Below are 11,884 nucleotides of genomic sequence, written 5' to 3' on the forward strand. Positions count from 1 at the left end.
TCGATCGCGGCTCCCGGAGTTCGGGATGCCGTGAGGCGAGTAAGTTTGATGTCAGGTGCCAGAACGTCCGGTGCCGGTGAGACAGGAGTGTTGTCCGATGAATGTGATCGCGCTGATCGTGTCGTTCGTGTGTTTTCTCGGCGGCCTGGCGCTCATGGGCTTCGCGACGGAATTCACCGGCTGGGAGGGCCTGACCTTCATCGCCGGCATTCTGTGCGTCGCCCTCGCGTTCGCGTTCCCGGTGCACGTCTTCTCGAAACTCGACTGACCCGCCGTCCGGCCCCGGGCGACGTCGCCTGATCCGCACTCGGCCACAACCCGGAGCGGCCTCGGGAGCGCTGTCGGAATCGTCCAGCGACGGTCGACGTCTTATCGAGGGCGAGAGGCGCCCTCGCGGGCATCCCGTCGACACAGGCAGTCTCTGCCTCGACGCATCCCGATGACGAACAGGGAGACGTGACATGGCGAAGTATCTGATCGCGATCAGCGGCGACGAGCAGCGCTGGGACTCGATGACCGCCGACGAGTGGGCGGCGATCGACGAGGGGCACAGGCGGTTCCGTGCCCGCGCAGGCGCGGCCATCCTCGCCGACGGCCAGCTCGTCGGGCGTCCGGAGTGGACCACGGTGCACGCCGACGGCAACGGACGACCCGCACCCACGGACGGCCCGTTCGTGGAGTCGAAGGAGATGCTCGGTGGTTTCTACGTGATCGACGTCCCGGAGAAGGCGGATGCCGTCGAACTGGCGAGCCTGCTCGCCGAGGCGAGCGTCGACCACAGCGCGGTCGAGGTCATCCCGCTCGTCGTGCACTGAGCCTTTGTGCACTGGATCGTCGTGCGCTGAGCTCTTGCGTGCTGGGCCCTCGCGATCGCCAACCTTGGTGCAGCCTGGGCGAAGGGCGAAAATTTCCGCGGTCACTTTGAACTGAGCCAGACGTGGGCGACGGGGATCCCAGCCATTCCAGTTGAAGTAGGGTGCTGACGTGTCCACATGGGAGAGAATCGCGACAACCGCGCTGACCGCCGTTGCTATCTGGGGTGTTCTCTTCGTCGTAGTCCTTCTGATTGCAGACATCACCGGTGTACACGCAGGAACAACGGGCTTGGTCTTTCCGATCGGTCTCGCATCGCTGTACTTCTTGGCCGGGTCATGGCGGATCCAACGCGACGCCAAGAACGACCACCCGTCGACCAGACCGACAGACTCGATGTCGCGACACTGAGCTCGCCGGCGGCCATGTGCAACTAGATCCTGAAGTACCAACCCGACGGGGCCGACGCGGTATCGCGTCGGCCCCGTTCTTCAGTGGTGCCTCGCCGAGGCGACGACCCTGGGTGGAAAGACATCATGAGGCATGACGTGGGTCAGCGCCGAAGGGACTTGTGCGGTCGCGGATGACGCAGGAGGGATGCTGAACGCCCGCGGCAGACCGCGAAGGGGCGCACGACCTCGTGGCCGTACGCCCCTTCGCCCGTGTCAGACGTCAGCGAGTCCTAGGCCAGGATCGTCCAGGGTCTTCGATCAGCTTCGTGAACGTCTGCAGCCACTGGGCGGCCAGTGCGCCGTCGATGATGCGGTGGTCGCTGTTGAGCGTGTAGCGCATGATGTGCCTTGGCACGACCTCGCTGTTCACGACAGCAGGCTCCAGTCTGGTGCCGCCCACCGAGAGGATGGCGCCCTCCGGCGGGTTGATGATGGCCGTGAACTGCTCCACCCCGTACATGCCGAGGTTGCTGATGGTGAACGTGCCTCCGCTCATCTGCGCCGGCGTCAGCTTGCGGTTCTGAGCGAGCGAGACGAGCTGCTTCGCCTCCGCGGCCAGGCTGCCGACCGACTTCGTGTCGACGTCGTCGATCACCGGAACCACGAGACCGTGCTCGGAGGCGACGGCGATGCCGATGTTGATGCGGTGGTGCACCTGGATGGCCGTGGCGTCGTCGCCCGGGTAGCTCGCGTTGACCGACGGGTGCTCGCGCAACGCGAGCGCCGCGGCTCGCACGAGCAGGTCGTTGACACTGACCTTCTGGCGGCCGGCCGCCACGAGCCGCTCGTTGAGCGTGGCCCGCATGGTGAGCAGCTCCTCGGCGTCCGCCGCGGCGGTCACGGCGAAGTGCGGAATCGTGCGGGCGCTCTCGGCGAGGCGACGCGCGATCACGCGACGCACCGAGTCCATCGGCACCTGCTCGGTGCCGCGGCGCTCGTCGAGCGACGTGGATGCCGCGGGCTGCGCGGTGGTGGGGGCCTGTGCCGCAGACGGCGTCGGTGCCGGTGCGGATGCCGCGGGTGCGGCGGCCGGAGCCGATGCGGGCAGCGCGGTGCGGGCATCCGCAGTCCCGATCAGGCCCTCGACGTCGGCGCGGATGATGCGTCCGCCGGGACCCGTGCCCGTCACCGCGCTGAGGTCGATGCCGTTCTCGCGTGCGATGGTGCGCACCACGGGCGAGGCTAGCAGGCGTTCACGGGAGCTCGCACCGGCCGCGGGCGTCGGGACGGCCTCGGTGAACGGCACGCCGCCGGCGGATGCCGCAGCGGGCGCCTGCGTGGGTGTCTCCGCGTTCACCGGTTTCACGGCCTCGGCCGCAGCGTCTTCCGGGCTGCCGCTCGCGTGTGCTGCTCCAGCCGGTGCCCCGGCGCCGTCGCCCGATCCGCCCGGCACGCCGTCGAGCTCGGCGATCGGGGTTCCGATCGACACGACCTCGCCCTCCGGAACCAGGATCGCCGTGAGCGTGCCCGACTCGTAGGCCTCGAAGTCCATCGTGGCCTTGTCGGTCTCGATCTCGCACAGCGTCTCGCCCGCCTCGACGTGATCGCCCACCTTCTTGTTCCAGGTGGAGATGGCGCCCTCTTCCATGGTGTCGGACAGGCGCGGCATGGTGATCTGTTTCATGACGATTCCTTGTTCTGCTTCAGTTCTCGTCGAGGGCGGTCAGCGCCGGCGTCCGACGGCGTCGAGGGTCTCGTGCACGGCGTTGACGACGTCGTCGAACGAGGGGAGCGCCGCGGTCTCCAGCGGCTTCGCGTAGGGCAGCGGAACCTCGGCCATGGCCACGCGGCGCACGGGGGCGTCCAGATAGTCGAACGCGCCGTCGGAGATCGACGCGGCGATCTCCGCGCCGATGCCGTAGGTGAGCCAGTCGTCTTCGAGCACGACGGCCGCGTTGGTCTTCTTCACCGACTCGACCACGGTGTCGCGGTCGAGCGGGCGCAGGCTGCGCAGGTCGACCACCTCGATGTCGAGGCCCTCGGTCTCCGCCAGCTTGTCGGCGACCTGCTGGGCGACCAGCGCCATGCGGGAGTACCCGATGAGCGTGAGGTCCTTGCCCTCGCGGGTGACCTTGGCCTTGCCGATCTCGGCGGGCTCGATGTCGTCGGGCACCTCGCCCTTGGTGTTGTACAGGGCGAGGTTCTCGAGGAACAGCACGGGGTCGTCGTCGCGAATGGATGCCATCAGCAGCGCCTTCGCGTCGGCGGGCGTCGACGGCGCCACCACCTTCATGCCGGGCACGAACGCGTAGTAGAGCTCGATGTTCTGCGAGTGGGATGCCCCGAGCTGCTGTCCGCCGCCGCCCGGCGTGCGGATGACCATGGGAACCGGCAGCTGGCCGCCGAACATGCCGTGGATCTTCGCGGCGTGGTTCACGATCTGGTCGAGCGCGAGCAGCGAGAAGTTGATCGTCATGATCTCCACGACGGGGCGCAAGCCGAGCATCGCTGCGCCGATCGCGGCACCCGTGAAACCGAGCTCTTCGATCGGAGTGTCGCGCACCCTGCGAGGACCGAACTCCTTGAGCAGACCGGCGGTGATCTTGTAGGAGCCGTCGAAGATGCCGATCTCCTCGCCCATGAGCATCACGTTCTCGTCGCGCAGCAGCTCCTGCCGCAGCGTGTCGTGCAACGCCTGGCGGTACGTCATCTCGGTCATGCGGTCCTCCCAGAAACCGAAGCGGGAACGGGCAGGGCCGGGAACAACGGGTCGCCGGGATAACGGCGGGAGTCGTTCGCAACCGGCGTGGCGTACGTGTAGTCGAACAACGTCGAGACGTGGGGGTTCGGGCTCGCTGCGGCGAACGCGGCGGCGTCGTCGACGATGGCGACGGCATCCTTGTCGATCTGCGCGAGCGCCTCGTCGTCGAGCACGCCGGCCTTCTTGAGCTTGGCGGCGAACGTGTGAACGGGGTCGTTCTCCTTGAGGAGCTCGACCGCTTCGGGGCTGCGGTACTTGGCGGGGTCGACGACCGAGTGCCCGCGAAGGCGCTCTGTCATCACCTCGAGCAGGTACGGGCGGCCTCCGCGCGCCACCTCGACGGCGTGCTTCGCCGCCGCCGCCGTCGCTTCGGGGTCGAGCCCGTCGACCCGTGCCGACTCGATGCGGTAGGCCGCACCGCGCTTGTACAGGTCGGGCTCTGCCGAGGAGTGCGCGACATCCGTGCCCATGCCGAGGCCGTTGTTGATGACGACGTAGACGATGGGCAGATCCCAGAGGCCGGCGAGGTTGAGCGACTCGTGGAAAGCACCGGTGGCGACGGTGCCGTCACCCATGGTGCACATCACGATCTCGGAGCGCTCCTTGTACTGCAGGGCGAGAGCGGCTCCGGTCGCGATGGGCAGCTGTCCGCCGACGATCCCGTATCCGCCGAGCAGGCGGTGCGTGACGTCGAACATGTGCATCGATCCGCCCCAGCCCTTGGAGACGCCGTCGACGCGGCCGTAGAGCTCGGCCATCACGCGGCGCGGCTCGATGCCGCGCTCGAGCGCGTAGCCGTGCTCACGATAGTTCGTGAACAGATAGTCGCCTGGGTCGAGCTCGCCGAGCAGGCCGACGATCGCGGCCTCTTCGCCGAGGTTCAAGTGGCAGTAGCCGCCGATCAGGGCCTCGGTGTAAGCGCGCTGCGCCCGCTCCTCGAACCGGCGGATGAGCATCATCTGGGTGTAGTACGCCGTCAGTCGCTGCTTCTCCGCCTCGTCCATCTTCGGACGACGGGGTGAGCGGGACTGGGTGGCGCGCGTCGTTCGTGCGGACGCCGTGCGTGTCCGCGCCGATTCGGCCATGTTTCGTTCTCCTCCTGGCGCCTCATGAACGCCTGCGGCAAATGATACCGGTGAGTATCATTACATGAGTAATCATACGCCGAGCCGCGGCAGGTTGCGCGGTCGGCATCGGCGGCGAGGTGGCCGGCGCGATCCCGTGCGCGGCCGTTCTGAGCCGGCCGCTTCCGGAGGTGGCCATGACGACCAATGAGGAACCGCGCCGCGGTCGACCGACGGCTGAGCAGCGGGAGGAACGGCGCGAGCGCATGTTGCGCCGTTCGCTCGACGTGTTCCTCGAGCGCGGCTATCAGGGGTCGAGCCTCGACGTGCTGGCCAGGGCATCCGGGGTCACCAAGCGCACGATCTACACCGATTACGGCGACAAGGAAGGACTCTTCGCCGCCATGGTGGAGAGCCTGGCCGGTGGGATCAGCCACGGTCCGGACACGGCGGGCGACACCCTGCACTCGCTGTCGGTGCGCATCGTCCACCGCATCCACTCCGACGAACTCGTCGGGCTGCACCGGCTGGTGATCGCGGAGTCGCCGCGGTTCCCCGAACTGGCGCGTGCCTTCTACGAGCGCACGGATGCCCGCCACATCTCCGCCCTGCGTGCCCACCTGAAGAACGAGCACGGCGCCGACGCCGCAGCCCTGGCCTCCGCGCTGTTCTCGCTCCTCCTCGGTGAGCGGCACCGGCAGCGGCTGCTCGGCGTGCGCGGGCCGACCTCCGAGGCCGAAGCGGGGCGGATCGTGCGCGAGGCGCTGCGGCAGCTCGGGCTCGTGGGCGAATCGGGTGGCGGGTCGCACACTGCTCAGTGACGTTCGTCGACGCCGCGCCGAGGGCACCGGACGGCAACGGAGCGGCGGTCGCACGACATCCGGGTGAGGATGCCGTGCGACCGCCGCGCGGTCCCGTCGCCCGCTACTGCGCAGCGAACGCGAACACGTGGATCGACGCGTTGGTCGGCAGGGTCACCGAGGCCACGGTCTTGCCCGACGTGAGCGGGATCGTGTTGTAGAACACGCGGTACGCGTACGCGGAGTCGCCATAGCCCTGCGGCGTGTTGCGGCCCTGCGTCGAGATGGCCACCTGCGACCCGAACTCGGTCGCCGACGAGAACGACCAGTTCGGGAACCCGAGCTGGCCCGTCGAGGTGGTGCCGTCGCTGTAGGTGACGGTCACGGTTCCCTGCACGTCTCCCGCCTCCGAGCCCAGGAACGCCAGCGTGCCGCCGGAGCCGCTCGCCGTGATGGTCTGCCCGTTCGCCTGAACGTTGTCGTTCGTGCCGGCAGCGACATCGGGCCAGGTGAAGCTCGCGCCGCCGAAGTCGACGGTGCTGCCAGGGGTGACTCCCACCGACTTCAGCTGGTCGGCGGAGAAGCTGTTGCCGTCTCCGTCGAAGTCACCGACGCTGTAGTCCGTCGAATCGGTGATGCCGACGTTGTTGAACGCGGCGGCCAGGTTCGGGTAGGGCACGTTGCTGTAGATGTCGTCGACCCCGGTGAGCCTCGCCGTCGCACTCTGCGAGCGGTACACGACCGTCGCGGTCAGCTCGTCCGTGTGCGGGCCCGGCGGAGGCGTCGGTCCCGTGACGTTGAACGATTCGGTCGCGGACCGGCCGGGCTTGATGGCGTGCGCGGTCTTGTGGGCCGCGCGGACCGTCCATCCGGTCGGAACCGCGAGCGAGACATCCGCCGTGCTCACCATGAGCGGGCCGTTGTCGGTGATCGTGACGTCGACGGACCGTGTGCCGTCGGTGGCCTGTCCGTTCTGGAACGACAGGGAGACGGCGGATGCCACGCCCCTGGTCGCGCCCTCGTGCACGCGGTACATCACGGTGCCGTGCGCAGGCACATCGGCAGAGATGACGCCGTTTGTGACCGACCGCTGGCCGCTGACCAAGTCGGTGAGCGTGAACGGAGCGCGCCCCCTCAGACCGGCCGTCGCGGCCGTGGTGCTGATGGTCTGCGACGACGTGCCCTTGTTGAAGAGGACGACGGAGACATCCCCGTTCGCGAGAGGCTTGGTGAGCACGTCGTACCCGGTGCCCTGCTGAACGACGTGGCCCTGCGCACCCAGCCTGTCCTGATCGACGGCGATGATGCGATCGTTGCCGAGCACGGAGAGCGCGGCGGGCGACAGGCTGGTCAGGTCGGTGCTGCTGATGAGCGGTGCCGCCATCTCGGCCCACAGGGACATCTGGCTCTGCATCTCGGTCGTCGTCAGCCCGGCGTCGCCGGTGAGCAGGAAGTCCGGGTCATTCCAGTGTCCGGGCCCGGCGTACTGGCCGAGAGGCTCGTTGTACGAGTAGTTGTAGGCGATCGCGCTCCACTTCGCGGCTGCGCTCTGCTGACCCAGCGCCGTGTCCGCGCCCTCGCGCCAGAGATTCGCGACCTTGCTCGACGCGGAGATCACACTCTGCCAGTCGGATCCGCCCTGGAAGTACGCCGGCGCCGAATCGGAGAACACGATCTTCCGCCCGGTGTTGAGCAGTGCCTTGCTGAACTGGTTGTAGAGCTGGATGTAGGTCTGGGCATCCGACTGTCCCGCGACGGACGGCACGTTGCAGCCGTCGAGCTTGACGTAGTCGACGCCCCACGACGCGAAGGTGTCGGCATCCTGTTGATAGTGGCCGTAGCTGCCGGGGTACCCGCCGCAGGTGCTCGTGCCGGAATCCTCGTAGATGCCGAACTTCAGTCCCATGGCGTGGAGCTTGTCCCCGATGTACTTCATGCCGTGCGGGAAGGTGGTCGGATTGGCCACGAGCACGCCGTTCGCGTCCCTGGACTGCATCCAGCAGTCATCGATGGTGACGGTGTTGTACCCCTTCTTGGCGAGGCCGGTCGAGACCAGTGCCCGCCCCTGATCGAGAATGAGCTTCTCGTTGATGTTGCATTGATAGAACGACCAGTCGTTCCAGCCCATCGGCGGTGTGAGCGCCAGACCGTTGTATGAACCCGCAGCAGCTCCGGTTGCGGTGCCCGCACTCGACACCGTCGTCGCCATCACCGCACTCGGGGCTGTCAGCAAGCCGACGACGACGAGCGCTGCGCTCGCCGCTGCCAGCGCAGCGGCACGACCCTTTCCCATGCGATCTCCTTGTTCGTGATTGACCCCTCAACAGGGGACGGTCTCACGTTATGACGCTGACTACTGATTGAAAAGGCGGTTCAATGGTCAATTTCGATCAATTTTGTGACCGAACGATCAAGCGATCCTCGAAGGCAGCCGCTGAGGCTCTCGGGACGCTCGACCGCGCGTCTCGCTTGCCTGAATGGCCGCTTCGACCACAGGTCGCAGACCTAGGCTGTGCCACATGCCGAGCACCGCCGTTGCACCGCGCGGCCGCGCTCTGTCTGCGACCGCGGCGGTGTGCGGAGTCGTCGCAGCGGTGGCGGGATGGGCGGTCGCCGAGGTGCTCGCGGTGTTCGTGGGCGCCGCCTCCGGCCCGCTGTTCGCGGTGGGTTCGTGGGTGATCGACCTCACACCGGGCTGGCTGAAGGATGCCGTCGTCGGGCTGTTCGGCACCGGGGACAAGATCTTCCTGCTCGTGGTGCTCGGAGTCGTGGTGATCGCGCTGACGTGCGTGGCGGGCATCCTCGAACTCGTGCGCCGCCCGTTCGGGATGCTGCTGCTCGGCGTGATAGGCGTGATCGCACTGATCGCCGTGATGACGAGGGCCGATGCGACCTACTGGTGGCTGCTGCCGACCGTGGCGGGCACGCTCGTCGGCGTGTACGTGCTCGCCAGGCTCATCGACCGACTGCGGGAATGGGTCGACGCTTCGGCGCCGTCACGCGTGCCGGTCGATCGGTCCGCGCCCGCGAGGCGGTCGTTCCTGGCGCTCGGGATCGGCGTGGGAGCCGTCGCCATCGTCGCCGGAGTGGTCGCACGCAGCATCAATGCCGGGAGCGTCGCCGTCGCCTCCGCTCGAGCGATGGTGAGACTGCCGGCCCCGGTGAAGCCCGCGCCGGCGATTCCGGAGGGCGCCGACCTTCGCCTGAGCGGGCTCACGCCGTACGTGACGCCGAACGGCGATTTCTACCGCATCGACACGGCTCTGCAGATCCCGTCCATCGACCCGGACACCTGGAAGCTCACCATCGGCGGCATGGTCGACACCCCGGTCACCGTCACGTGGGCGCAGCTGTTGTCGTTGCCGCTCGAGGAGCACACGATCACGCTCGCGTGCGTGTCGAACGACGTCGGTGGAGACCTCGTGGGCAACGCCACCTGGCTGGGGTACCCGGTGCGCAAGCTGCTCGCACGCGCGAAGCCGCACGCGACGGCTGACATGGTGCTCTCGCGCAGCGTCGACGGATTCACAGCAGGCACGCCGCTCGGAGTGCTCACCGATCTGAACACGGATGCCCTCATCGCCGTCGGCATGAACGGCTCGCCTCTGCCGCTCGAGCACGGGTTTCCGGTGCGCATGGTCGTGCCCGGACTGTACGGCTACGTGTCGGCCACCAAGTGGCTCACGGAGCTGACCGTGACGAGATTCGACCGTGCCCAGGGGTACTGGACGGACAAGGGCTGGTCGGAGAAGGGCCCGATCAAGACCGCGTCGCGCATCGACCGGCCACGGGAGGCCGCCTCGATCCGGGCCGGCCGGTACGCGGTGGCAGGGGTGGCCTGGGACCAGCACACGGGCATCCGCTCCGTCGAGGTGCGGGTGGACAACGGTGGGTGGCAGCAGGCGAGGCTGGCCGAGACCGTCTCGGTCGACACCTGGCGACAGTGGGTGTGGGAATGGGATGCCCCGGCCGGCCACCACACCCTGCAGGTGCGCGCCACCAACGACGACGGCTACACGCAGACGTCGGCCGTCGCGCCGCCCGCGCCGAACGGCGCAACCGGCTGGCACACGGTCTCCGTCGACGTGCGGTGACGTCGGCGCACAAGACGGTTGCGACGGCGCAGGCAGCCACGGTGCAGGCACCCGCGAGGCCGGGTCGATCGCGGCGACCCGACGGGGCCACCGTGACGAATGTCATGTCCAACTGGTGACACCCGTGTGCACGCGGCACCTCGGGCATCCCCGACAGTGGAACCCATGAACACGAACCCTCTCCTTCGCGAGCGCGACCGGGCCGCTGCACAACGCCCGGCGCTCGCCGTCGACGCCCGCGGCATCACCAAGCGATTCGGCCAGGTGCTGGCCGTCGACGGCATCGACCTGCAGATCGCGCCCGGCGAGATCGTCGCCTTCCTCGGCCCGAACGGAGCAGGCAAGTCGACCACGATCGACATGCTGCTCGGGCTCAGCCAGCCCGACGAGGGCGCGGTGAGCATCTTCGGCGGAACTCCGCGTGCGGCGATCGCCCGTGGCCTCGTCTCGGCCGTGCTGCAGAGCGGCGGCCTGCTGAACGATCTGACCGTGCGCGAGACCGTCACGCTGACCGCGAGCTTCTTCACCGCGCCGAGCCCGGTCGACGAGGTCCTCGAGCGGGCGGGCATCCTCGACATCGCCGAGCGCCGGGTGGGCAAGTGCTCGGGCGGTCAGCAGCAGCGACTGCGGTTCGCGCTCGCGCTGCTCTCCGATCCCGGCCTCCTCATTCTCGACGAGCCGACCACCGGCATGGACGTGGAGGGTCGTCGCAGCTTCTGGCAGGCCATCCGGGCGGATGCCGCGCGCGGCCGCACCGTCGTGTTCGCCACGCACTACCTCGAAGAGGCCGACCTCTACGCGGACCGCATCGTGCTGGTGCGCAAGGGGCGGATCGTCGCAGACGGGACATCCGCCCAGATCAAGAACCTGGCATCCGGCCGGGTGGTTCGCGCGACGCTCGCCGATCCCGACCTCGGTGCGCTGCGTGCGCTGGCCGGGGTGAGTTCGGCCGAGAGCAGGGGAGACACGGTGATCGTGACGACGACCGACTCCGACACCGCGGCCCGCTACCTGCTCACGCAGACCCCCGCCGTCGACCTCGAGGTGACGTCGCACAACCTCGAAGACGCTTTCGTCGCGCTCACCGGAGACGACGACACCACCTCCGCAACGACCACCGCAGCAGGAAGGGCCTGAACTCCCATGACCGCCATGACACCCATCGCCGAGAGCCGCACCGTGCGTCCGTTCGGCGCCTTCAACCTGACCTACCTGTGGATCGAGCTCAAGCGCAAGCTGCGCAACCGGCGCACGCTCGTCCTCACGCTCGTCTTTCCCGTCGCCCTCTACCTGCTGGTGGGATATCCGCAGCGCAACGTGCCGCTCACCTCGACGCCGGTCGACCAGGGCGGCATCTCGGTCGCGGCCTACCTCATGGTCTCGATGGCGCTCTACGGGGCCATGATGTCGGCCACGGCCGCCGGCGGATCGGTCGCGATCGAACGCACGCAGGGCTGGAGCCGACAGCTGCGACTCACACCCGTCAGCCCGGTGGCGAACGTGGCGACGAAGATCGTCGCCGGGCTCGTGGTGGGCCTGATCGCCGTGCTGGCCACGTTCGCCGTCGGCGCGATCACCGGGGTGAGGATGCCCGTTCAAGACTGGCTGCTCGCCGGTCTCGCCGTGTGGCTGCTCGGCACGCTCGTCTTCACCGCGCTCGGCCTGATGATCGGCTACCTCGTGCCGAGCGAGAATGCGATGCAGTTCGTGAGTCTCGCCATCGTGCTGCTCTCCTTCGTCGGAGGCCTGTTCATCCCGGTGTCGCAGATGCCGGACGTGATGCGCGAGATCGCCGTCTGGACGCCGGTCTACGGCATCGGGGAGCTGGGACGCGCACCGCTCACCGGAGAGGCCTTCAACGTGCTGGCTCTCCTCAACGCGATCGCCTGGCTCGCCGTCTTCGCAGCCGGAACCGCGCTGCTGTTCCGCCGCGACACGCGCCGCGGCTGAGGGGATGACA

10 protein-coding genes are annotated in these 11,884 nt (G+C 68.2%); 6 read left to right on the top strand and 4 right to left on the bottom strand.

Features of this window, described 5'->3' with window-relative positions; all coding sequences use genetic code 11:
- Positions 1 to 97 precede the first annotated feature (97 nt).
- Positions 98 to 268 carry a hypothetical protein gene (locus FPZ11_RS19395; RefSeq protein ID WP_168203893.1) on the top strand — a complete coding sequence of 57 codons (171 nt, stop codon included), beginning with the start codon at positions 98 to 100 and terminating at the stop codon, positions 266 to 268.
- Positions 269 to 461: 193 nt separating this feature from the next.
- Entirely contained in the window at positions 462 to 815 is a 354-nt protein-coding gene (locus tag FPZ11_RS17155) for a YciI family protein (protein WP_146322261.1), read from the top strand.
- A 670-nt stretch (positions 816 to 1,485) separates the two neighbouring features.
- Here FPZ11_RS17155 and FPZ11_RS17160 read toward each other — a convergent pair.
- The 3 genes from FPZ11_RS17160 to pdhA are packed head-to-tail and all read right to left on the bottom strand — an operon-like array spanning position 1,486 to position 5,051.
- Positions 1,486 to 2,889 carry a dihydrolipoamide acetyltransferase family protein gene (locus FPZ11_RS17160; protein WP_210415905.1) on the bottom strand — a complete coding sequence of 468 codons (1,404 nt, stop codon included), beginning with the start codon at positions 2,887 to 2,889 and terminating at the stop codon, positions 1,486 to 1,488.
- 39 nt (positions 2,890 to 2,928) lie between these two features.
- Positions 2,929 to 3,924 (bottom strand): alpha-ketoacid dehydrogenase subunit beta, encoded by a 996-nt coding sequence (locus FPZ11_RS17165; RefSeq protein WP_146322262.1) that lies wholly within the window; start codon positions 3,922 to 3,924, stop codon positions 2,929 to 2,931.
- On the bottom strand, positions 3,921 to 5,051 hold the full coding sequence (gene pdhA / locus FPZ11_RS17170; protein WP_146322263.1) for a pyruvate dehydrogenase (acetyl-transferring) E1 component subunit alpha: 1,131 nt from the start codon (positions 5,049 to 5,051) through the stop codon (positions 3,921 to 3,923). Before pdhA ends, FPZ11_RS17165 begins: the two co-directional genes overlap by 4 nt.
- A 176-nt stretch (positions 5,052 to 5,227) precedes the next feature.
- Between pdhA and FPZ11_RS17175 the strand changes: the two genes are divergently transcribed.
- A complete protein-coding gene (locus tag FPZ11_RS17175; protein ID WP_146322264.1) occupies positions 5,228 to 5,851 on the top strand; it encodes a TetR/AcrR family transcriptional regulator in 624 nt (207 codons plus the stop codon).
- Positions 5,852 to 5,954: 103 nt separating this feature from the next.
- On the opposite strand, the gene FPZ11_RS17180 is transcribed toward FPZ11_RS17175, so the two are convergent.
- Positions 5,955 to 8,123 carry a glycoside hydrolase family 27 protein gene (locus tag FPZ11_RS17180; protein WP_146322265.1) on the bottom strand — a complete coding sequence of 723 codons (2,169 nt, stop codon included), beginning with the start codon at positions 8,121 to 8,123 and terminating at the stop codon, positions 5,955 to 5,957.
- Between the two features lie 226 nt (positions 8,124 to 8,349).
- On the opposite strand from FPZ11_RS17180, the gene FPZ11_RS17185 reads away from it, so the two are divergent.
- From FPZ11_RS17185 to FPZ11_RS17195, 3 genes are all read left to right on the top strand, one after another.
- Positions 8,350 to 9,924, top strand: coding sequence for a molybdopterin-dependent oxidoreductase (locus tag FPZ11_RS17185; protein WP_146322266.1), 1,575 nt, complete (start codon positions 8,350 to 8,352; stop codon positions 9,922 to 9,924).
- Positions 9,925 to 10,089: 165 nt separating this feature from the next.
- Positions 10,090 to 11,061, top strand: coding sequence for an ABC transporter ATP-binding protein (locus tag FPZ11_RS17190; protein WP_246846351.1), 972 nt, complete (start codon positions 10,090 to 10,092; stop codon positions 11,059 to 11,061).
- Between the two features lie 15 nt (positions 11,062 to 11,076).
- A complete protein-coding gene (locus tag FPZ11_RS17195) occupies positions 11,077 to 11,874 on the top strand; it encodes an ABC transporter permease (RefSeq protein WP_146322268.1) in 798 nt (265 codons plus the stop codon).
- The last annotated feature ends 10 nt before the right edge of the window (positions 11,875 to 11,884 follow it).

The sequence above is a fragment of the Humibacter ginsenosidimutans genome (assembly GCF_007859675.1).
GTDB classification, from domain to species: Bacteria; Actinomycetota; Actinomycetes; order Actinomycetales; family Microbacteriaceae; genus Humibacter; species Humibacter ginsenosidimutans.